Here is a 22,705-nt window from a genome sequence, read left to right as displayed (position 1 = left end):
ATAACTGTTTCTATACTAACCGTTAGAAATCAGTCAAAAGTCAGTCATCAGGTCGGTCATGCTCAAACATACGCTCAGTCAGCACTTTCGGAAGATGAGAGTGTAAAGCTTTGAAGGACGAGTTAATCAATGTCTCAACCCCAAGTTACCCACACTGACCTATCTGGAACAGTAACTCTACCCGAAGTGCCGCCTATCCGCACAGGTGAACCAACGATCACGATACCAACCGACATCCAACCAACTATACCGCCACAATATTGGGGTACTGAAACGGGACTGATTTTAGCGATCGCTATCTTAATCCGCTCTGTTGCCTCACTGGTTCAGGTACTAACCCCACTGATGTTACAGCTACGACAAAGGTCAGGTTCTTCTAAGAAGTAATACCCACCAGCAATAAGCGCGAGTTGCATCCTCCACACAGAGGGTGCAACTTTTTGTGAGAAAGAACAGCTCACGATTGTTACTGAAAGCCACAAAAAGCTTTATATTTTAACCCTTCTGTTTCCTAATATTTCCTAATATTCCCTAATTTCTCCTACTTCTCCCTAATATTTCCTAAATTTTCCTCCAAATTTCACAAATATTAATTAAATTAAATTAACTTTCGCTGCTTTTTAATAGATTTTTTGTACTCCGACACCTCTTAAATCCTCCTAGTTAGTGTGCTAGTCGCATAGCAAGCCATGTCAAATGTACGTACAACAAGGGTAAAAGGGTAAAAACGAGTAAATCGCCCACTTATCAGAATTTGTGCAAAGGGCAACGACATATCTTCGCTTCAGCACAAGTAGCTGACGAATACCTTTCCTCTGGCTACCGCCAGTATTGGGGCGCTCACTTGCTTTTAAAATTGACCGAATGCCACAAAAACACTACGCGCCCCCTGAAATGGCGCATCCAACCCATGCAATCGGCCCTGAAGCGAATACGATCGCCCTGCCCGACCATTGGGTGCAACCGGATTTCAAATTTGGGGATACGGTGAAAACCAACGACGAATCTTATATCGTCATGGGCCTAGTAATGGACACAGACTTGGACATTTGGAAATACCTGTGTCGCAGCCGGGATAACACAGAGCGATTCTTCTGGGAATATCAACTCAGGCTTGCTTAAACTTCCCGCAAAAAATATTAAGACTTTGTTGAGCGACGGCGATCGCAAACTAAGAGCCGTCCTCAACAAATAAGCAAGATGGGCTGCAAACCATGCTCAACAATGATGTAATTTGCAGGCTTCCATACAACAATGTCCGACTTTGACAATTTCATTGGCTACAAGCAATCCAGGCAGCAGTATCCACCCTCGAATCAGCCATATGGATGATAAAAACTGCTCCGGTCACTTCTCACTAATGCGACTTGTGACCGAACAAAACATAAACCGAAAGAAACAGCCTCATCTCCAACAGTATTGCTGAAAATTGAATCAATAAAAGCAATGGATGAATCACCGCTCAAACCTTGCCATCAAGGTTCAAAAAATTGTAGCGAACATCGGTTGCTCAGCATTAAGTTAACTTGTGATGCCAACAATCGCTCTGACCTAATCCCTTGCTGTTCAACTTAGCCTTGATAAACCATTAGTTAGCCCTAGAAAATTGATGTGCTTACAACTGCAACTTTCCCCAAAAACAAACTTTCCAAACCCAACGGAAAGACTGAAGTAGTCCGAGTGCGCCTAACCACCTTTGAAAAGGCAGATTTAGTGAAACGTGCCGCAGAATCAGGTGAAAAAAGCCTGTCTGACTACTTGCGTAAACGCGCTTTTAGCCTTGACCGCACAGTTCCCGCTATCAATGAAGGAACTTGTGCCCAACTGCGAATAATGAGCACGCACATTTGCCAAATGACCCGGGGTGTAGAAACAGCCGTAAAAGCAGGAAAGTTACCTAAACAAAGTCTAGAACTTCTGCAAAAACTCAGCAGAATGCTAGGCGAATATCACCAAGAACTAAGAGGCAAAGTCAGGAGAGAACTTTTGAGCGAAACCTGCGAACAAAGACCCCCGCTTGTGGATTACTAATGAAGCGATCGCTCAACTAGCCAATAGTCCTATTTGACAATCTCAAGCGCTGCTGAAAGTTCAAGCTCAAACCTAATGATAACCCCGATTTTCTTCGTAGGAGGTGAGAAAAAATGGCGGCAAAACTCTCAACTAAGCCCAACTCCAAAAGACAATTTTCGGCCCCAAAACGTACTTGGTCTGTCCTAACAGCCACAGATACCAAACACGTCAAAAAACTGGAACACATTCAGGAAACCCTCGATGCTGCCATAGAAACAATCCAAGAAGAAGGTGGCATTGAGGACTGGGAAGATTTCAAAAACTTCGTTGAATCCTTCAACAAACGACCCGACAGAATCAATGATTCTGGCAATCAGAAAGCTAGTGTCAGCATGGATTTAGTTACTGAAGGAAAAGGAGGCGAAGTATCTGGCTTTGTTTTCTATTTAACAAAAGACCCCAGCCAGAGAACCAGCGGTGTCTATTTAGTTAAAAATTTGAAACAGGCTGGCGTCGAAACGAAAGACAATAACAATTACTATACTCCATCCCAAATTATGGACTTAATCGGGCTGGATGCCAGTGATGAATTAGAGGAGGACGGCATTTGCGAAGAATTTGATGAAGAACTAGATGATGAATTGGAAGATGACTTAAGCGATTTAGAACTAGATGATGAATTGGAAGATGACTTAAGCGATTTAGAAGAAGATGCAGACTTTCCCAGCCACCATACGCCAACTCCTCGCAAGTCATCGCAGTCCAAACGCCAGCTAGGAAAGTCAGTAGCTTCTCAAAAAAATGCCAGCAAAACGCAAAAAAAGGAGGAAGAAGATAATATTGAAGAACTACTTTCTGATGAGGAAGATACTCCTATTTCCAATGGTGTATTGGGCAATATAGCTAAAAATCGCCGCGTTCTCAATCAGAATGATAACGGACAAATCAAGCAAAAAGTTGCTGAACACCCCGACACAAAATATCCCTTCCTCGACACCCTTGAAACTGTTCTAAAAGAAACCGATCGCCAAGGAGCAAGTGTCGCTTCTATGGGAAGCGAAATTAACGGATTAACCGTAAGTGGCTTAACCGTCCAAACTGTCTCTTTAATGGGTCTACTTGGAGCCAAGAGTATTGGGGATCTAATTGATTACATTGAACGAGCGAGGGAAAAGGAACAGGCAGACAAACTCGAAAAAATTCTCGAACAAATTGACTCATTAAACGATCGCGCCGACCGAGTTGCGACTCGTGCTAAACACGCTGATGTCATTTCCAGCATAGAGGCAATAGATATCCGCACTGAAAAACTTGCTGAACGGGCTAAGCAGGTATTAGAACCGCCTGCTGCAACTGAACCAGAGGAATTGGAAACGAGTCAGCCTCAGAGAAGCGATCGCGACATTGAAGCCAAGGCCACCGAGAAAGTTAAAATCAACAATCCCGAAGCCAAGGCAGCTCAAATTGGCGAAAAAATTGGCGAGCTAGAGAGCAAGCTCAACCCAAACTCCCAGAAATCTAGACCTCTACAGCTCGATAAAGATACCAGCATCAGCGAACAGTTAGACCAAATTCAAGACTATTTAGGCAACCTCTCAAAGAGGTTGGATCGCCTTGAAAGTATCGTTGACAAACTGGAACATAAAATGACCGTTCAGATGCCTGTTGAATCAGAATTTAATCCTAATTCACAAGTGCCAGAAACTCGTCAAAAAGTTCAGCCAACCGTTACTGCACCTAACAGTATCGACAAGGAGGAAAACGAACCAGAGGATCTTCTTAGCAAAATGGTAGCTCAAACAAAAGTACAGCAGCAGCGAGAAACTATAGCAGATTGCTTAGTCAATTATGCTTTTGCTACGGGGCAGTCTCCCCAATCGGGTATTGCTTTTGATGGTGGCGGCAGCTTGAATGTAACTGCTGAAAACAACCAAGTTAAAGTTGTCGTCAAAGGCAGCGATAATACCGAAATTTTTTCGGGAACCAAGAATGGCGAGCGCTGGAAATTTGAGCCGGCTCGGGACAAACTAACTCCTGAAGAAAGAGAAGCCATTTTCAAATTGCCTCAGTCGGAAGAAGAATACAACAAGCTAGCAACTGCCCAGGCTTTAGTTGAAAAGTTTCAGGACACCTTCCCCAAACGCTTTAGCGGGGAAAAAGATCCAGTGTTTCCTTGGAAAGAATCGCGTCGCGAAGATGGCACGACCGGGGCAGTCAAATACGAATTTGAAATTCTGGATCTGCCGGACGGGTCAAAACAACTGATAGGAACTGACCCCCGCCAAGGTGACGCACAAGTGTTCGATGCCGTTCTGGTCAAAGGAAAGCCGCCAGACGTTCGGCAGTGCCACATTGCTGTTGAAGAAATGGAAGCTGTAGTCGGCTCCCCAGAGCCACAAAAAACTCAATTTAGAGATTCTCAAGCATCTAAAAACTACAACTATACCTCGCCAGAACGCAAAGAACAGTCGCGAGAAGACCGCGACGAATTGCAAGCTTAAACTACTTTGAGGAGAAACCCAATGCAAAACGATTACTTAAACAACAACTACCGCTCTCATGGCGATCGCACCAGCGTTGCTAACCAAAGCATTACCCACAAACGCCGCAGCCATTTTAGCAAAATCATGCGTAAATTCAAGCTCAATAACGCCGATTTAGCCTTCATTGCAATTTGCCTAATTGCAGCCATTTATCTAACTCTTGTCCAGCCCTTATTTGTCAGCGTATTTAGCTGTGCATCTCTGGTGTTCTTCGGACTGTGGCAAATTGCCCGCAGCGTTCCCATCCTCGAAAAACTGCTGGGCAGCAAAATTCGCTTCTGGCATTTAGCTGTCGCTGTCATCACAGTAACAATGTTCCTGAATAACTTTCAGACCCCAGCACAAGCCATCTTTCTAAGCGGTCTCCAAGCGTTTATGACCAATCTAGCAAGCGAAGCTGGAGCAGCAGGAGGAGGAACAGCTATTGACGAATCAACGATCGTTTTAATTTTCAATGCCATTCGAGGCGTATTTCTCTTGCTAGTAGCCGCCGCAGCTTTATTCGCTTACAACCAAGCGCAGCAAGGCAACGATTGGCGTCCAATTGTCACCCAAATTGCCCTCGCCTTCGGCATTGTGATTGCCATAGACGTAGTAACGTTCTTGTTCGTCGGCGACGGCAGCGGTACTACAGCCGGCTTGGTTCCCAACCTTCCTCCGCTGGGAGTGATTACAAGTTTGACCTCTTGGAACTAAGAAAAAGGAGTCACCAATGGCTTTGCGAGATCCCGAAAAAGACTTTATCAGAGTCAATAAAATCCTGGGCAAACAAGCAAGTATCGGGTTTATTCCCGCCAATCAAATTCTACCTTGGTGCTTCTTGACCGTCATTGCATACATCTTAACGATGGGTCTATTTAGCCTGGGACTGGGTTGGTTCTTCACTGTCTCGCTTTGGCTGATTGTAAGCTGGTGGCTCCTAACAGGAAATCAACCCCACCTCTTTACTGACAAATTCCGCAAACCTCCCGGAGATGAGTGGTGCAGCGGCGACAGCTTCTATATTTCTCCCATCTCTTCCCTGCGCCCTCCTAGCATCCAAGGCAAGCCTTACGATTCGCAAATCCGAATCAAATTGAAGCCCAAAATTGTACCCAATCAATATGGTGGAAGGAGCAAATTTATGCCTTTCCAAAATGAAATTAACCTCTGCTGTTTGGTGGAAATTGAAAAAGATGGCAGGCAAGTGTCTGGGATGCTCCTCAATAACGGGACTAACTACCAACTGGTATTTGGATTCCGCCTCCGAGGGCTTCACAACCTACTGTTTAGGAACGAAGTATCGGCATTTGCAGCTTCTCTTGAAGAAGGAATGAAAGACATTCCACCTAGTGAAAAAATCACTTTCTGCACCGGTTGTTACAGTAGCGATGCTGCGAGGCAAAAAGAGTTAGAGCAATTGGCTGACACCGCTGAACTCCAACCCGTATCTGTACTCCTCCGAAATGAACAGTACCGCCTCCGCCAACAAACTCATCAAGGTACCAGACAGGTATGGGAGCAAATTGCTTTCTGTACTTGGACGGCCGATAACGAAGGCGAAACCATCTCCAGAGATTTCATTGGCAAAGCCATTGATGGGGTCAAAAAATTGTGCGATTCGATTGTGGAAACCATTGCGGGCAACACGCGAATTTACAGAGAGCAATTTTACACGAAACTGCTACTCAACTCTTTTGAACAAGGATTCCTCCGCTGGGAAATTCTCCTGAATACCAAAATGGGCCTCGAAATCAGTCCCATGAATTCATCTGAACTTTGGGAGTGGCTGTGGCAGCGATTTAACAGCAGTAAACCACCGCAAATCCCTCAAATTGTCAAACTTGAAGAAACGCCTTCTGGCTATCAACTCAGCGAAACTAAGACTACTGAAAAACACATTTCTACAGTTTTGATTGAAGGAACGAATGGCGTATCCTCCTGCCCCGAACACCGCAAGAGCAACAACCGCGTCTATCTGACGGGAAAGGGAAAAGAATGCGCTGTTCTGACAATGTATGACGCGCCCGCAGGCTGGATTAATACACGCCAGCAATTGAAATGGATTTGGGAGGTGATGTCCTCAAGCTACGTCCGCGATACAGAAGCGATTGTAGAAATTAGCGCCGGAAATTCCCTTGTAATTAATGATAACTTGGCCCGACAAGCGAAAGGAGCCAAAGCCGCTAGCAGCAGAGCTATAACTAAAGGGCAAGGGCGCGATATTGGCGCTGAAATTAAACAGGAGGAATCTTTCGACGCCCAGCGCCGACTTTACCAAGGAGCCGTACCCCTCAATGCAGCCGTTGCCTTTTTAGTGTACAGAAATACTGCGGAAGAATTAAGCCAAGCCTGTAACGTACTCTCTAATAGTTTTGGAACTGCGAAAGTCATCCGCGAGCGAAACGTTGCCTGGGATATTTGGCTGCAATGCCTGCCCATTACTTGGAAATGGTTGCTGCATAGCGGTTCATTTTTGAGCGAACGCCGCCTCACTCTCGACACTGAAACTGCTGCTGGAATTCTGCCACTAACAGTTCCCCGCGATTTGGATAAAAAAGGAGTTGAATTTATTACCCATCGAGGCGGAAAGCCAATTTTTATTGACTTGTTCTACAACCAAATTAGCCGCGCTTTAATTACTGGCGAATCTGGTTCAGGCAAGAGCGTTTTGGGGTGGCGTTTTACCGCTGAAGCTCTGGCGAATAATATCCCTGTTGTCGGGATGGACATCAGCAGCGGGGGTAACAGTACCTTCAAAACCGCGATCGAACTTTTGGGCGACCAAGGTGCTTATTACGACATCAGCCAAGGGTCTAGCAATTTAGTAGAACCGCCAGACCTCCGCAAGTTCGACAAAGCTGAAAGAGAGCGGCGGATGGAATCTTGGAAAGAATTTATCCGCAAAGCTCTGGTGGCGATCGCAATGGGCAAAATTCACCATCCCCACTTAGCCCAGCGGGTAGATTCAATTATCCTGCGAATGCTCGATATGTACCTTAGAGATCCAGAAATCATCGCTCGCTACAACAAGGCATTTGAAAGAGGGTGGCAATCTCCCGAATGGCAGCAAATGCCAACTCTCCAAGATTTGCTGAGGTTTTGCAGCAAAGAAAGGCTCAACCTCAAATCGTTTGAAGAACTGGATAGGCTAGCCATCAATCAAATCCTCAGCCAAGGAAATGCTTTGCTAACATCCCGCTTGGGAAAAGCGATCGGTCAGCCCAGCACGTTTTCGCCGGAACCTGCTGTTAAGTTCTTTGCCCTATCGGGACTGTCTAACGAACAAGATGCCTATTTAATGGCAATTAACGCCCATGCTGCTTGCATCCGCAACGCTCTTTCTCACCCCAAAAGCTTATTTATTGGAGACGAATTGAGCGTCCTACTCAAAAAAGATGGTTTTGCATCAGTTGTCGGCGAACTCTGCGCCACTGGTAGAAAAGATGGCATAGCTGTCTTGCTATTGAGCCAAGATTTTGATGCTATCTGCGAATGTTCCGCAGGAGCACAAATTCTGCAAAATATGGTCTACCGAATTACCGGAAGAATAACCAATTCTGGGGTGGCAGCCGCTCACAAATATTTGGGGTACGACCCGCAAATTATCAGTTCAAATGCAACGGAATCTTTTCTGCCAAGAGCTGCTGACCTCTACTCGTGCTGGCTGATTGAGAAAGGAGGAAGATTTTGGCGATCGCGATTCTACCCCGGAGAGATGATGTTGGCATCAGTTGCTAACAATCAAAATGAAAAAGAAGCCCGAGATCGCATCATGGCTCAATATCCTCCTACCCTCAAAGGGCAGCTTCAAGGGCTAAAGCATTTCACCCAAGAATACATTGCAGCAGTGAAAGAAGGAAAAGGCTTCGACCACATCGGTCAAAATTTAGAAATTACTACCATAGCTGCCAATGCTCAGCAAAAAATGGCATCCAACTTTCACAGCAACAATTCTCAATTTTTTGCAAAAGTCCCAAAATAACTCCCATGAAATATCGACTTCAATTAATGCAGCAACCTGCTACAAAACTCGCAGCAGTTTCCCTGTTAGCCAGTTGGGAATTAATCGTTCAAGTCAGGCCAAGTTTAGCTCAAACAACTCCTCCTTTCGTACCCGGTACACAAGGAGTCGCGGTGAAATCTCCAACCCCAAGCGTTTTCGTGCCCGGTACACAAGAAGCGGCTGTGAAATCTCCAACCCCAAACGCTTTCATCCCAAGTACACAAGAATCGGCCGTGAGATATCCAGCCCCAACTGCGGGAAGTTTCTTAGCTCCCATTGAAGATGTTTTCAAACAAGTCAACGATTTTATCGGCGACATCCAAGGCTTCGTGCAAAACGAGCTATTTGGCTCTTTAAACGAACTCCTTTCCTCTTCTCTCGGAGCTATCCAAATTCCAGATCTGAGCCAAGTCAGCAGCCAAATTATTAAAGCTCCAACATCTCAGACAGAAGGAACAAAACTGTCAGATTTACTCGAAACTAAGTCGAGCAAATTAGACGGCAAAGGTTCATATACCATCATGTCTGACTTAGACGCTCAAGCTCAGCGCAGCGCCGCTATCGGCATAGCTGACGGAGCAACCCTCAGCAAAGAAGCTCAAAACAACAGCTTCCAAGTGTTAGAAGCAACTCGACAAGATACCGAACAAAACGTCCAATTGGGCGAAGAATCGCAGAGCCTCGACGTTACTCAACAAATTCTCCAAAACCTCTCGCAGCAGACCGCATTGGGCGCACAAGTCCAGATGCGAAATTTACAGGAAGCTCAGCAAGCTCGCACAGATCGGGCCATTAATAACGTGCTGCTGTCGCAAGCTGCTAAGGAAATATCCGCGATCAACACGGGCGATCGCCGAGGCAGCACTGCGTCTGGAAACCAAGCCAGCTATCAGGCGGGAATGCTGATGCTCCCCGGCGGCGGCTACTTGGGAAAACCGAGTGGCAGCAGCACAACCCCGATTTCAACTAACAGGTTCGCCGCTCCCGATTAATGCTCCGAGCAGTTAAATTGAATCGGCGATAATCTCTTGGCTTAGCAAAGATTTTGACCGCACAAATTGAGCGTAGCTGTTGACTGTATCGCTCTTAAAAAGTTTGTCAAGCATCGCTCTTAAAAAGTTTGTCAAGCATCGCTCTTAAAAAGTTTGTCAAGCGCTTCTAATACTAAATCCGGGTTAGTCACCCCCTTTTTGAACTCGCGAGCTAATTTTTCCCCCTCTCCCCCTCTCCAGCAATAAAGGGGTTTTTAACCCGGATTTGGTATAACACGGCTGGCTTGAATGCAAAGTTGGGGAGCAAGCAGGCATCACCGATGACTATTGCCTAGTTTGCGTGCAAACTGACCGTGTTATTGAATACAAAGTTGAAGTTTTTCCCTAGAAAAAAATGAGAGAATTTCTAGCACAAATTACACCACCGACGAGTGGCGCAGAAGGGTCATCCTTGGACATTGTTAGCGAGTCAATTAACCTAGCTAAGACTACCTCAGAATCTTGGGACAAAGTTTGGATTAGCACGATTGACCCGATCGCTTCTGGGCTGTGGGTCGGTCTAGTATCGCTCGGCATCACCCTAGCAGCCGTCAGCATCCTGTTCTTAACTCTAAGCAGCGGGAAAGACATTATCGAAAAGCAGTCGTGGTCAGAACTGGCAGCACTGTTCGTCTGGCCGCTCGTCATCATGCTGTTCCTCGGCGCTAATGGCAAATTGCTAGCAAATACCGTCATTTTTACCAGGAGCTTTGCTTACAGGCAAGTCCAAGGTGTCCTCGAAGCGCAACTAGGAGAAATGACATTTAGGGACGCGATCGCCAACGTCACTATCAGCAACATCGGCCGGCAACAACTCGAAAATCTCTACGGCGAATGCCGAAATAAAGTAGGAGAAGAGCTGGTTACTTGCTGGAATTCCAAGCAAGAAGCTGCTCAGAAAATTGTTAGCGAAGCTGAAAGGCAAGCCGCCGGCTCAGCCCCTCTGCAAGCGCTGCGGGCTTTTGCTGAAATCCTCTGGAATAATAGCTTGCCCGGCGCTGCTCAAGATGCCGCGACTTTTATAACTGACCCCGGTTCAGTGTTTAGAGAAAAAGCAGTGCCAATCATCCGATTCATTCTATATAGCATCCAGTGGGCGTTTGTCAACATCCTTGAAGCAGCGCTCTTACTAACAGCACTCTTTTCGCCGATCGCGATGGGGCTGTCGCTACTTCCCTTGCAGGGCCGACCGATTTGGGCTTGGGCAACTGGATTTCTGAGTTTATTTGGCGTCCAACTTGGATACAACATTGTCGTCGGATTAGCAGCCACCGTGCTAGTCAATTCTGGAGCCGAATTAGCTAGCGATGTTGCCTTTCTCTTTTTAATCAGCATTTTCGCACCCGGATTAGCTCTATTAATCGCCGGCGGAGGAGGAATTGCCCTGTACAGCGGCATCGCTAGCAATGCCAAACAACTCATCGATGTTTTGAGCAACGCTATAGGAGCAGCCGCTAATTTGGCGATAAACAAAGGATTTAAGTAATGTCACTAATTACCGAAAGATTTTATGAAACTACAAAGATTTTCACAGTCTGCATTGTTGCCAGAAGCTAAAAATCTACTGGCATTGTGCTTCCTCATCTTAACTGGAGTGAATATCCTCTCCCTAATTCTGCACCTCTTCGTTGCGTACCGAATCAACTCGGTAGCTGCTATGAAGACAACGCAAGTCCAGCTAATCAACGGTCAAACTTACTATGTAGCGGAACGAGATAGGTTTTTTCGGTATCCCTCAGTTATCCAAAATTTTGTCAAAACTTGGGCCGAGTTAACCTTCAACTGGGACAATAAAATACCAGGAACTAACGATACAGATTCAGGAATTAAAGTCAATTCCAAACGAGTTCCTACCAGCAGTTATTTTGCTTCGTTACTCCTAGAACCCAATTTTGGCAAAGCTTCTCTCCCTGACATAGCTGAACTCGTACCCAATAAAGTTTTTACGGGTCAATTGCGAGCAACAGTCATCATTTCTTTTTTATCCGAACCCAGAGAAGTCCGTCCGGGCGAATGGGAAATTGACATGATTGCTACCCGGTTGCTCGTCGATCGCACGTCAGGAATTGATGAAAGAATTCCTTTCAATCGCACTTTCCGAATCAAAGCTGTAGAAATCCAAACCCCGCCGCTAGGTAGCCAAGCCTCAGCTTTTGAACAAAAAGTTTATGAGCTTCGCTCGGCGGGCTTAGAAATCACCAAAATTACCGAATTTAAACCCAAGTAATAGCAGGTAAAAACATGAACGAAAAAGAACTTCAAAATGGGCGCGAATTTGATGGCGAACCCGATGAAATTGAAGAAAGTTCCTACAGTACGCCGCCTAGCAGCACAACTAGCCACCCTTTTAATGGCAACAACTCCTCTAATGGAGCCAATAACTTTTCCAACAGTTTTAATGGCAACAACTCCTCTAATGGAGCCAATAACTTTTCCAACAGTTCTAACGGTTTTCAGGCAGCTAACGCTCCTAATGGCGCTATCCGCAATGGCAAAAAGTTGAGCCGTGAGGAGGAAAGAGAATTGGCCGGGCATGACGGAGACGCCGATGAATTATTGGCCTCCGAGCACAGAATTAAACAGGACAGCGAAGAAGCAGAAACCCGCTCTGTTTCTGAGAAGCCCGAAGTTCGGACGTTTTCAGTATTAATGGGTACTGGCGCAGTTCTCGGCATCTTGGGATTCTTTTGGTTTGTGTTTTTTGCTCCTAAACCCGTCCGCCAACAGGCAAAGACGGCGAACCCTAAACCAACTCAAGTTTCTGAAGACGAGTCAGGAGAACTAAAAAGCCGACTGGCATTTCAAGATCAGCAGCGGGCGCTGGAAGTTCAGCCTCCTGAACCTAAAAATCGATCGACCCCTGCTTCCAAACCGACGCCTGCACCAAAACCTGCACCAGCCGCTAGAATGTCTCAAACCCCGAGGCCGGTTCAAAACTTTAATCCGCCACCGCCAAGGACGCTACAGACCATTCCTCCTCCACAGCCACCATTACCGCGCCCTGCACAGCAGCCTGCACCGCCCCCGCCTCGCCCTCGTCCGACGCCATTACCGCGCCCTGTGCCGCCACCCGCACTGCTGGCACTTCGACCTGCGCCACCACCCCGGTCGCCTTCACCAGAAAAAGTAGACCCTTACGAGCGCTGGGCGCAATTAGCTTCTCTGGGGCAAAGCAGAGGTCAAGCAGTTAAAGAGCTAAATGCTGAAGGTATTTCTGCCAGTTCCGCAACTTTTCCTAGCGCAATCGCGCCGGGGATGACAGCCGCAAGCTACCCTGCCGTGCCGCCAGCAATGCCAGTACCGGCACCGCCGCCCAGTGCAGTAGCAATTGCGCCAGTAGCAGCACCGGTACCATTGTCCCAACAGCAGCCGGTGCCGCCGATTTCTCAAAACCCGCAGCCAGTGCTAGTCAGTTCGCCAAAAAGCCCACAATCGGCTGCACCAATGCAAGAGATACCCGCGATCGCAATTGGAGCTGCTGGCTCGGCTGTAAACGCCAAGGCCATGAGCCCTGGAGAAGCTGGAATCCTCAACCGCACGACCGCCGGCGAAAACACTGAAGGCAGCACAGCAATGAGAGAGATAGCCATCGGGTCATCTGCTCAAGCCAAGGTAATCGTGCCGATGATTTGGGACGAAGCAGGTCAAAGCCCGACAGCCGGAAGGTTTGCCGTCCAATTGACCGAGGACATAATGGCAACTGATGGGGCGATCGCCTTACCGTCCGGCACCGTCTTAATTACTCAAGTAGAAAATGTCACGCGCGGAAATCGACTGGTTTCTCAAAGCGTGGTGGCGCTTGTTTACCCCGATTCTGCTGGCCGCATCCAACAAGTACCCATTCCTCCCGGATACTTAATCGTTCGCGGAACCGATAACCAACCTCTCATTGCCGACAGTTTATTTGACAGAGGTTCTGAAATAGCCAAGGCTGATATTTTAGTGGGAATTCTCGGCAGCTTGGGGCGGGTAGGAGAAATAATTAATCGACCAGCCCAAGAGACTTTCAGCCAGCAGAGCGGCTTTTTTGGAAGTTCGGCTGTTAAAACAACAACCTCGCGTGAACCCAACATCTTAGCAGCCGCTTTAGAGGGATTCTTTACACCTACTGCCCAACGGCTGCGAGAAAGAGCGGATCGCAACGCGCAAGAACTTTTGAAGCGAGGCAACGTGGCGATCGTACCAGAAGGAACTCAAGTTTCAGTATTCGTCAATGCCTTTGTCACAGTGCAGAGATAACGGAGTTGACATCTTCCCCGCCCTAAAAGAACGGAGATTCTAAGAATCACTTCTTGGACTTCCTCTTTCCATGACTCGGCTTACTCAGACCGGGCTTTATACAAAAATCTTGGAGGTAATATAACCATGAAAAAACTCACTCGGAAAATTCATCTGGCTTTATTTTCTCCTGCCTTACTAATTGCCACTGCATTCAGCAATGTCAATATTGGGCAAGCTCAAACATCGGCGCTAAAAATTGTAGGAAGAGATGCAGCAACAAATGCAACTACCAACCTTCAAGTATGGTCTGGCCGTTCCAGCGTTATTGACTTTAGCCAGACTGGTGAAGTCATTATGTACATCCGGTTGGCAGATCCGTCCAGGGCTGTCTTTAACACTGATGCTGAATTAAAAACTAACCAAGCTAGAACCATATTTGTCCAACCGATTCAACCCTTACAATTCCCTGGCGCTACAACAGCCAACATTACTAACCTGTTTGTTAAAACTCGCTCTCCTGAAGGAATTGAACGCCTTTATACTTTCAATGTCGTTCACCGGGACGGGCAACCTACTAATAATGGCATTGCCATCTCTACGGTAGTACCCGGGCAGGAACCAAGCGTAACTTTAGCAGACAATCGAACGGCGACGCTCAGGGACATCGAAGGGGGATTAGACATTGCCATCCGAAGAGGTTACACACCTCCCAATGATCCCGTTGTTTTCAAAGTTCGAGAGTTCATCGCTCTAGCTCGAAATGGCACAGCTATTGCTAAAGCTGCTGAGAAAACTAATCTATCAATGTCTGTTGTTATTTCACTAGGACAGCTAGGAATTAGTCGTGAATTATTGTTTGGAACACCACAAACACCTTCTCCTTCTCTTCCCTCCAACTCGAATCTTTTAAACTCAAATCCACGTAAACCTTAGTAATGTACGCACGATCAATGCACCCTCTTTAGCATTGTCCATTGGCATTCGTCTTTCAACATCGAAACTGTGCTGTATAACTTCTGGTTTATTAAAGATTTCGTAAGCTAGAGGTAGATCTGCATATCGATCGATTGTATTGCAAGTCTTCAATAAGATTGTCAACCCACCCCTGATAAGAGATATATGGCACCTTAAAAACAGGTCTTAACTCTTCCCAATCCTCCACTTGAAAAAGATAGGGCGCTAACTGTTCTAAGTAGGAACGACCGAACTGAAATTCCATGTCGAGATTCCGAATCTTTGACAGTAATTTCTCTGAAATGGAAATTCTTTCAAAGATATCTAATTCTGAAATACCCTTAACTGCCATGCTGTCTATTAACAAGACATAAAGCCTTTTGCGGGATGTTATATCCGGTAATAAATCAGCTTTAATACGCTGTAAAAATAAGTTGCGCTTTTGAATTTGTTCGGCAGTTAGCGTGGCATTGAAATATTGAATAAATGGATCTTTTTCTGTTGTTAAGACGCTTGACGGTACTTCTGCTGTTGTGCTTTTTTTTTACGAGCGATCGCCTCGTGGGGGTCTTCATCTCCTTCTACAAACTGCATCAACTCTGTCATCGACCAACCTATTGCATAGGTAAACTGCATTAACTTTTGCAGCCTTGGATCGGCTTTTCCATCGCACCAGTTAGCTAGCGTGTTGAATGCAATTCCAGTCAGTCTCCCTAACTCCCTAGAGCTACCCACGCGCTCATCTTCCACCAACGCCGTTATTAACTGACCGAGACGTTTGTGGATTTGACTATCTGCTACTACATTTTCTTCTACTTTTGCTGACATTCCAGTTTCCCACTAGCCAAGGAGTAACGACAGAGGTGATTAGACGGCCTACATTATACCAGGATAACTTATCTAACGGCCGTCGCAAATCCCTCGTTTGAAGTAACTACACATTTAAGGTATTTCGTCAAGCCTCAATTAGATGCGATTGCCCTGGGTGTAGAAGTAACTGAGGGTGAGGCCTCAACCTGACTTTAACAAATCTTTACTTGATCAAATTTATGGTCGGCTATAGGATAGTTTATGGTCAACCTTATGACCATCACTCTAATACAAGCCAATAATTGGCTTTTCTGAGAGTATACCCTTTCTGATAAAAATATTGCCTCACTCTAAACTCTAGCCGAGTCGCAAGTGAGGCTGTTGGATGACTCAAAGCGAACAGTTAGTCAGAAAAACAACCTTAGAATCCCCATTCTGAACGTTTTTCTTTAACCAGAACGCTTCTTACAAATCAAATAACCGGGGTCTTTTGACAGTTATGACCACCGATCCTAATCACAGTCATACCCGGAGTTCTTAACCCTTCTCAGAGCCGGAGCTTTCAGCCCTTTTGGGAGCCGGAGCTTTTAACCCTTCTCAGAGCCGGAGCTTTTAACCCTTTTGGGAGTTGAAGCTTTTAACCCTTTTGGGAGCCGGAATATTTAGCCCTTTTGGGAGCAAAAAATTTTAGAGTTAGTCCCTGCCGAAATTTTTAGCCCCTTTGGGAACCAAAAATTTTAGTGTTAGTTTTCCAATAATACCAAATCAGAAGCTCTGAATCAACAGATATGTTCTGGTAACTCTAACATCTAAGACCTTTTTGTTTGAAACTCCGGCTCCCGCAAACCCTTTATGTAGGAGCTTTCCATGTCTAACAACTCATCCTCTAGCGACCTAAATATTCGTCTTTTTCAAGGCTTATCTCGGATTCCTTCTGACTGGCAGCTCTGCCTGCTAGACGGCAAAAAAGTCCCACAGGGCATAGGCTGGCAGCAAAAACCGCTCAGTCCCGCCCAAATGAAAGAAGCTACAACCAACGGCTGGACGGTAGACAAAGCAGATCGCACTCAATACCGCTGCTACCCCAAAGGCTACGGACTGATAACGGGTACGCCAGTTACCATCGATGGCGATACCTATTACTTAATGGCGCTAGACCAGGATGGAGCTTCTGCCAGAGAAAAAATTCTCGAACTCTCAGGCCCAGAAGAATTACCCAAAACGGTCGCCTTTACCTCCGGTCGTCCTGGGCGCTGCCAATACCTATTCCTAGTCCCAGAACAATACGCCGGAGCTATCCGCACCAAAAAATTCCCCACAGACGCTATCGGAGACGACGGCAAAGGCGAACAGCTCGAACTCCGCTGGGCGGGGTTGCAATCTTGCCTGCCTCCCAGCGTCCACCCGACTACTGGCGAGTACGTCTGGCTCAAAGGCTGCGCTCCCGATGAAACGAGCGTGGCATTAGCCCCGCAGTGGATCGTTGAACAAATGCTGACCGAACCGCTGGGGGAATCAGAAAATTCTGAACTCCTCCCTCTAGAAAAAGCTCTAGAAGAAGCTCTTGCCAATTCTACCGCTCCCGCCCCCCGCCGGCCACACCTACACCGCACTCACCGCCCAGAACCGGAGTGGACTGATATCGATTGGGCGCTATCCTACCTAGCTGCTCTGTCTCCCGGCCGCGCCGATAACTACGACGAATGGTGCGGCGTGGGAATGGTTCTCAACTCCATCGATGATTCTCTCCTCTATGAATGGGACAAGTGGAGCCGCCAATCCCCCAAATACAAGCCGGGAGAATGCGACAAAAAATGGAGGAGTTTCAAAAGCAGTGGGGTGGGCATCGGCACGCTAGCTTACTGGGCTCAACAGGATGGGTGGACTTCACCATTTAAGGGACACAGTGCAGCCGAAAGTCAAAAAAATGGACAGCAGAAAGCAACTCAAAACTTCCAGGACATTAGCAATGCTAGCGAACTAAATTCTACTAACCAAAACTCTGAAAAGGGCGATCGCACGGGCGGCAGCGAACCTAATTCTGGTTCACCTTCTAACGGCTCCGGTGTCAACAGCTCCAACAGCGATCACTACTTGTACAATCGCGTCACTGCCATTATTAACAGTGAAATCAACCCGCCCCAACAGACAGCCGCTTTAATTGAACTATCCGCCCGTGAAAGGTTTCCTTTGAAAGGAGTCAAAGATTTAGCCACCGAAGTAGAAACTCATATTAGTTACGGAGCAACTCACGCACAAGAAGTTCAAAAACTCAAAAAAATCCTCAATTACCGCCAACAGCAACTAGACATCGCTCAAATTCTGCCCGCTCCTCTAGCCCAAGCAATTTTGACTAAAGCCACTTCTGACCGCATCGACCCCATTTACATTTACCAATACCTCCTCTCCGCTTGCGGTAGCCAAATGGGGGGGCATATTGGAATGATTGGCAAAGAAGCAGCAACAATAGCCGACAGTTGGATAGAGTATCCTATCTTCTGGACAATGGTAGTTGCTTTAGCTTCGGCTGGCAAAAGCCAGACAATGCGAGCCGTTTTTGGCAGTATCAAACAGCGTTACAAGCGAGCCAAATCCGCATACAATCGGCTCAAAGAAAACTTAAAAAAGCTAGAAGAAGCGTGGCCACAAAAATCTACTCAAGAGAAAGAAAAACTCAAAAATAGCCCGTCAAATCCCGCAGTCTTTAAAGCTTCAATGCCTCCCCCCGTGCCCAAGCAACTTATTGAAGCAGGAAGTCCCGAAGGTGTTCTGCGGCGGATGAGCGAACTCTCTACCAGGACTGGTAGCGCTTGGGTTTTCGACGAATTGGTGCGGTTGTTGAAGCTGGATCAGTATAAAGACAAGGGGGGAGATACTCGGCAAATCCTGCTACAAATGTGGAACTCGCCCGCAGATATTGAATTTGAACGGGCTGACGATAAAGATGCCTTTGAACTTAAAGATTTGTGCTTGAATTTAACAGGGGCTACTCAATTATCCAAAGTCCAACAATTGTTTAGCGACCCCGATGACGGCGACGGGCTAATCAGCCGCTTTTTAATAGCGGTGCCGTCAACTCCTGATAACTTTGCAGTTTGGTCAGACTCGCAAGTTGCAATCTCCGGGGAATTGCAAGAATTGTACGACCACCTGCGATCGCTCCACGGCGATCTCCGACGGCTAGCGGGGTTGTCTGCCGAAAGTGAAGATGGAGAATTGCCCCCCGTCCTGCTATCGTTTACGGCCGAGGCTCATCTGCGGTGGAAGCGGTGGTGGGAAGAAGTCAGGCGCAACCAAGAAGCAGTGGAATTTGAAGACCCAGCATTTTATGCCTATTTGGGCAAAATGCTGTCTCAAACCTTGAGGTTAGCCCTCTTGCTGCACTGCATGGAATTGAAGTACGAAGAAAAGCCAGACCCGCTGCGCGTCGGCCTCGATACCTTAGAGCGGGCGATCGCGGCGGCTAAGTTCAGCATCGGGCAATTCCGCATCTTGCAAACGAATAACCACGCCTCCGATTCGGCCGGAGCCCATCTCTCCTTAATTTACACCTATGCCCTGCGGAAGGGGGAGGAGGTTTCAGCCGCTCAAATCCAGAACAGCGTCTTCAAGCGGTGCAAGCGCAAACCCACATTAGCTGAAATTCGCTCCAACTTCGCCGTTCTCACAGAAAACGGGTATGCACTTCTCTCTGGCAAGGGAAAAGACCTCCGCATTCGAGCGCTTCCATTATCTAAAACCCGCGTCGGAATTCCGACAGATTCCGGCAAAAGTTCCGGCATCCCAGAAATGGCCCAAGCGCTTGCCAGGGTTAACGTTGAACCCCCTTTTCCCCGCTATTCCGGCAATTCCGACACTCCAGCGCGGCGCTCCGGCAATTTACAAGATGAATGGGTGAGTCCGGCATCATCCATGTGCGCCTCGGTATCGGAAGCTGCTACTGCGATGCCGACAGTGAACGAATTGAAAATAGAAGAGGATTCGCCACTTGTTACCGCAGCGTCGGCAGCGAGCGAATCAGAAATAGAAGAGGATTCGCCACCTGCTACCGCAGCGCCGACGGTGAGCGAATCAGAAATAGAAGAGGATTCGCCGCCTGCTCAAATGTGTCGGAATTGTCGGAATTCTGACATTGATGAGGTTTCAGAGGTTGAGCCAGAGCCAATTATAGGCGATGAAAATCTGTCGGAAAATGGTCGGAACGAAGTCGGAATTTCCGACGAGTTAGGCGGTGAAGGAGACGATGCCAATAGTGAATGGAAGGGTGAGTTAGAGCCAAGTGACGATACCAACAGCGAATGGAAGGGTGAGTTAGATCCAGGTGACGATTCAGACTTGGATAGCGACCCGCTATACGGCGAGCGCGTGCCAAAACCGACTGCACCGCCCGACCGCATTGGCACTACGGAACTAGCACCTCCAGGCGCGTCTAGCGTCCGAGGCAATAGTGACGAGGAGGCTGCCACAGCTCGCTCTCGCCCCCATCTTCTGCCCAATCCCGCTATTCTACCCACCGAGCCGCAGACTTCCACAACACCTGTTGACCAACCTTGCCCCACTGTTGAACTGACCGAACGCCCAACCCTGGGCGAAAGTGAGGCGAGTTCCCCGTAACGACTAAAGCCGAAAAACGGAATAATGACGCCTACAGGCAATTTGCGGATCGTGTTAGACAACGTGACTGTCCAAGTTGAACTCCATTTCTGTGGGATGGAAGGCCGCGCGATCGCGCGCCTCCTGTCAGCTTGTCGATGATGGAAAATTTTCCATTGCCTTTCTCACGGACGCACCACTCCGTAAAATCGGTAATGTCCGATTAATTTTTGATTAACCTCCGCGCCTACCGTCGCGGAGCAGCTAAAAAAGTCAGCTACTGAAACCACTCTCCGCAGAGAGTGCTAATTGTGACGACTGAATGCTCACCCGCCACTGTCCCCTCGCATTGGCGCCCGTCCGTGTGGGCGATCGCAAAGAAAGAAAACACAACTTTTCGCTTTCCTGAAACCGCTTAGATCCTTGTATAGCAGGCCGGGACCGTTGAATAAATTATCAGATTAGGTGGATTTCTCCTCAGTTAATCATCCAAAAGGATGAAGTTAATTCTCCGGTTCTTCAGCCCGTGTAGCCATGCTGCACCATGTTGTCAACTGTTGCAATCTAAAAAAGGTTAGCAATGCTTACCGCGAAAAATTTGATTTGGAGTTTTTTGTTCAGATGACTATCGAAACTATTAACGATGTACTATTTCCGCCTTTCCTTTTTACCACCCTTTTTTGCTTAGCCTCAGCATTCCTGCACGAGCCTGAAGCAGTCCAATCGGAAGAACTCACAAACAATCGAACTGAAGTAAATATGGCAACAGCCGCAGCGCAATCTGACAGTGCCAACAGCGAGGTAAATGGAGCAACAATTGAAATTGAGAAACCAGCCAGCTCCCATCACACTCGCCATCAGACCACAGGCAAAAAAACACCAAACAAACCAGCAAAACCAATTGATTTTGCCGCACATTCAGGCGCAAGCACAACCTCACTTCCTGCCGTTAATACTTCGCTGATTTCACTTAGGCAAGCTCGCAAAATTGCTAGCGCCATCAAAGCTGCTGCGCCAGAACTGGGGTTCAAGCAAAAAGTTAACGGCTCTGATTCCTCTATTGAATGGTTGCAGGCTCAAATCAAAAATCGGCTGGAAAATTCTCCCCTAATTGTGATGCCTATCATCCTCAAGCTTGCTCCCAAAGCGGTGATTGCAAATACCCTAGCATCTGCTACTTCCGAACTAGGTGAAAGTGCGCGTTCAGTGTCCTAGCAGCGAACGAAAAGTTTCTCAACCAACCAGCGTACTCGTTTACCCTCCGAAACTTATAACAATGCCCAAGCCTTCGTAAGGCTTGGGCAGTTCTTTTGACCAGAATAAGCGATTTTTCAATAAAATCCTAATTTTTTATTAAAGGGGAACAAAACTAGCAAAACAACTTGCAAAGTGAATCAAAAAATAGTATAATCAAATTATTACAAGCGCCACTTCTATTTGAGCGTACTGTTATGGCGGCAATTAAACCTGTTACCTTCCGAGACCTCATAGATGCGATCGCCACCTTGCCAATTATCAATTTGCCTGAGAATTTAAGTCAGTTGAGTAGCAATAAAAGCCAATTTAACTGCAATAAAGGGCGCGGGCGAAGGCATCCTCGGCGCAGCGCCCCGCAAGTGGCCCATCAAGCGATAAAAGCTTTTCGGCAGACTTGACGAAACCGCACTTTCGTCCAATAATAAGGGAGCTTCCATTTTGGAGGGCTGCGCCGTGAAGGTTCAAGGCAACGGGCGTGCTAAGATTTTGACGCCCGCCGAAATATCTAGGCTGTTCGACCGGGGTTTTGTTACAGCAAGGGATAGGCTTTTGTTTGCTGTGACTTTTTATTGTGCCTGTCGTATTTCAGAGGCGTTAGCTTTAACAACTCAGGACATTGTTGGCGGTGTGGTGACGCTGCGGAAAGCGACAACTAAGGGCAAGTCAGCAACGCGAACGCTGCCGCTACATCCCATGTTGGCTAAGTTTTTATTGGCTTACAATCCAGATGCGGGTTTTTTGTTTCCTGGGCGAGAGGGTACGAAGCCTTTGACACGCTCTCAGGCCGACTTGATTTTTAAAGAAGCTTGCAAACGGGTAAGAATTAAGGGAGCTTCCACACATTCGATGAGGCGGACAGCACTGACGAACTTGAGCAATGCTGGGGTGCCACTGCGGGTAATTATGGAGATATCAGGTCACAAAAATTTGTCGAGCCTCCAGCGCTATTTAGAAGTGCAGCCGGAACAGCTTGTCAAGGCGCTCGGGATTCTGAAGTGAAGCTATCGCGACTTTGGTTCGCCAGATTGTTTCAACAGTTGAAGGGCTCTCCCGTAAGTCTTCTTTGAATTGAGGCGATATTTGGACGCAAGGCTCGCGATGGCTACCCATTTCTTGCCGGATGTATTTTAGCTAAAACAAAGGCAACTGCTATCCGCGACAATCCTGACTGGTTTGAGCCGCCTGCTCAAGAGTGAGGTGTGAATAAGCTTTCCTGACTCTTGAGTTGTAATTGACGTAATCCCCATAACTCCATAAAAACTATCTTACGGAACCAGTCAAAGGGCAGATAGATATAT

General features: G+C 47.2%; 16 protein-coding genes. 14 read left to right on the top strand and 2 right to left on the bottom strand.

Annotated elements, in window-relative coordinates; translation table 11 throughout:
• Positions 1-129 precede the first annotated feature (129 nt).
• The 11 genes from QUB56_RS10905 to QUB56_RS10855 all read left to right on the top strand — a co-directional run bounded on the left by QUB56_RS10905 (position 130) and on the right by QUB56_RS10855 (position 14,726).
• Positions 130-387 (top strand): hypothetical protein, encoded by a 258-nt coding sequence (locus tag QUB56_RS10905; protein ID WP_332955164.1) that lies wholly within the window; start codon positions 130-132, stop codon positions 385-387.
• Between the two features lie 477 nt (positions 388-864).
• Positions 865-1,122, top strand: a complete 258-nt coding sequence (locus QUB56_RS10900) for a hypothetical protein (RefSeq protein ID WP_332955163.1) — start codon at positions 865-867, stop codon at positions 1,120-1,122.
• Positions 1,123-1,611: 489 nt separating this feature from the next.
• On the top strand, positions 1,612-2,031 hold the full coding sequence (locus QUB56_RS10895; RefSeq protein ID WP_332955162.1) for a plasmid mobilization protein: 420 nt from the start codon (positions 1,612-1,614) through the stop codon (positions 2,029-2,031).
• Between the two features lie 113 nt (positions 2,032-2,144).
• On the top strand, positions 2,145-4,514 hold the full coding sequence (locus QUB56_RS10890; protein WP_332955161.1) for a hypothetical protein: 2,370 nt from the start codon (positions 2,145-2,147) through the stop codon (positions 4,512-4,514).
• A 21-nt stretch (positions 4,515-4,535) separates the two neighbouring features.
• On the top strand, positions 4,536-5,252 hold the full coding sequence (locus QUB56_RS10885; RefSeq protein ID WP_332955160.1) for a hypothetical protein: 717 nt from the start codon (positions 4,536-4,538) through the stop codon (positions 5,250-5,252).
• Between the two features lie 16 nt (positions 5,253-5,268).
• Positions 5,269-8,520, top strand: a complete 3,252-nt coding sequence (locus QUB56_RS10880; RefSeq protein WP_332955159.1) for a hypothetical protein — start codon at positions 5,269-5,271, stop codon at positions 8,518-8,520.
• A 5-nt stretch (positions 8,521-8,525) separates the two neighbouring features.
• Positions 8,526-9,533 (top strand): hypothetical protein, encoded by a 1,008-nt coding sequence (locus QUB56_RS10875; RefSeq protein ID WP_332955158.1) that lies wholly within the window; start codon positions 8,526-8,528, stop codon positions 9,531-9,533.
• A 394-nt stretch (positions 9,534-9,927) separates the two neighbouring features.
• On the top strand, positions 9,928-11,058 hold the full coding sequence (locus QUB56_RS10870) for a hypothetical protein (RefSeq protein ID WP_332955157.1): 1,131 nt from the start codon (positions 9,928-9,930) through the stop codon (positions 11,056-11,058).
• Positions 11,059-11,082: 24 nt separating this feature from the next.
• A complete protein-coding gene (locus QUB56_RS10865; protein ID WP_332955156.1) occupies positions 11,083-11,799 on the top strand; it encodes a hypothetical protein in 717 nt (238 codons plus the stop codon).
• A gap of 14 nt (positions 11,800-11,813) precedes the next feature.
• The gene (locus QUB56_RS10860; protein ID WP_332955155.1) at positions 11,814-13,811 is read left to right on the top strand and encodes a hypothetical protein; all 1,998 of its coding nucleotides are present in this window, start codon (positions 11,814-11,816) and stop codon (positions 13,809-13,811) included.
• A gap of 126 nt (positions 13,812-13,937) precedes the next feature.
• Complete coding sequence (locus tag QUB56_RS10855) at positions 13,938-14,726, top strand: hypothetical protein (RefSeq protein ID WP_332955154.1); 789 nt, start codon at positions 13,938-13,940, stop codon at positions 14,724-14,726.
• Between the two features lie 525 nt (positions 14,727-15,251).
• Here the strand turns inward: QUB56_RS10855 and QUB56_RS10850 are convergent.
• Positions 15,252-15,575: a helix-turn-helix domain-containing protein gene (locus QUB56_RS10850; RefSeq protein ID WP_332955153.1), complete on the bottom strand. Its 324-nt coding sequence runs from the start codon at positions 15,573-15,575 to the stop codon at positions 15,252-15,254.
• Positions 15,576-16,424: 849 nt separating this feature from the next.
• On the opposite strand from QUB56_RS10850, the gene QUB56_RS10845 reads away from it, so the two are divergent.
• The gene (locus QUB56_RS10845; protein WP_332955152.1) at positions 16,425-20,171 is read left to right on the top strand and encodes a DUF3987 domain-containing protein; all 3,747 of its coding nucleotides are present in this window, start codon (positions 16,425-16,427) and stop codon (positions 20,169-20,171) included.
• A 600-nt stretch (positions 20,172-20,771) separates the two neighbouring features.
• Entirely contained in the window at positions 20,772-21,365 is a 594-nt protein-coding gene (locus QUB56_RS10840; protein WP_332955151.1) for a hypothetical protein, read from the top strand.
• A gap of 317 nt (positions 21,366-21,682) precedes the next feature.
• Here QUB56_RS10840 and QUB56_RS10835 read toward each other — a convergent pair whose 3' ends face one another.
• Complete coding sequence (locus QUB56_RS10835) at positions 21,683-21,844, bottom strand: hypothetical protein (protein WP_332955150.1); 162 nt, start codon at positions 21,842-21,844, stop codon at positions 21,683-21,685.
• Between the two features lie 16 nt (positions 21,845-21,860).
• Between QUB56_RS10835 and QUB56_RS10830 the strand changes: the two genes are divergently transcribed.
• A complete protein-coding gene (locus QUB56_RS10830; protein ID WP_015211723.1) occupies positions 21,861-22,406 on the top strand; it encodes a tyrosine-type recombinase/integrase in 546 nt (181 codons plus the stop codon).
• Positions 22,407-22,705 lie beyond the last annotated feature (299 nt).

The organism is Microcoleus sp. AR_TQ3_B6 (genome assembly GCF_036702785.1).
Classification (GTDB): Bacteria; Cyanobacteriota; Cyanobacteriia; order Cyanobacteriales; family Microcoleaceae; genus Microcoleus.
This window is presented reverse-complemented; position numbering and strand designations above follow the sequence as displayed.

What these genes read in the sequence shown, in the direction of transcription:
- QUB56_RS10870 (WP_332955157.1), top strand. Translation starts at nt 9,928, where the DNA reads ATGAGAGAATTTCTAGCACAAATTACACCACCGACGAGTGGCGCAGAA.
- QUB56_RS10900 (WP_332955163.1), top strand. Translation starts at nt 865, where the DNA reads ATGCCACAAAAACACTACGCGCCCCCTGAAATGGCGCATCCAACCCAT.
- QUB56_RS10840 (WP_332955151.1), top strand. Translation starts at nt 20,772, where the DNA reads ATGACTATCGAAACTATTAACGATGTACTATTTCCGCCTTTCCTTTTT.
- QUB56_RS10890 (WP_332955161.1), top strand. Translation starts at nt 2,145, where the DNA reads ATGGCGGCAAAACTCTCAACTAAGCCCAACTCCAAAAGACAATTTTCG.
- QUB56_RS10885 (WP_332955160.1), top strand. Translation starts at nt 4,536, where the DNA reads ATGCAAAACGATTACTTAAACAACAACTACCGCTCTCATGGCGATCGC.
- QUB56_RS10860 (WP_332955155.1), top strand. Translation starts at nt 11,814, where the DNA reads ATGAACGAAAAAGAACTTCAAAATGGGCGCGAATTTGATGGCGAACCC.
- QUB56_RS10865 (WP_332955156.1), top strand. Translation starts at nt 11,083, where the DNA reads ATGAAACTACAAAGATTTTCACAGTCTGCATTGTTGCCAGAAGCTAAA.
- QUB56_RS10880 (WP_332955159.1), top strand. Translation starts at nt 5,269, where the DNA reads ATGGCTTTGCGAGATCCCGAAAAAGACTTTATCAGAGTCAATAAAATC.
- QUB56_RS10850 (WP_332955153.1), bottom strand. Translation starts at nt 15,575, where the DNA reads ATGTCAGCAAAAGTAGAAGAAAATGTAGTAGCAGATAGTCAAATCCAC.
- QUB56_RS10905 (WP_332955164.1), top strand. Translation starts at nt 130, where the DNA reads ATGTCTCAACCCCAAGTTACCCACACTGACCTATCTGGAACAGTAACT.
- QUB56_RS10875 (WP_332955158.1), top strand. Translation starts at nt 8,526, where the DNA reads ATGAAATATCGACTTCAATTAATGCAGCAACCTGCTACAAAACTCGCA.
- QUB56_RS10835 (WP_332955150.1), bottom strand. Translation starts at nt 21,844, where the DNA reads ATGGAAGCTCCCTTATTATTGGACGAAAGTGCGGTTTCGTCAAGTCTG.
- QUB56_RS10855 (WP_332955154.1), top strand. Translation starts at nt 13,938, where the DNA reads ATGAAAAAACTCACTCGGAAAATTCATCTGGCTTTATTTTCTCCTGCC.
- QUB56_RS10845 (WP_332955152.1), top strand. Translation starts at nt 16,425, where the DNA reads ATGTCTAACAACTCATCCTCTAGCGACCTAAATATTCGTCTTTTTCAA.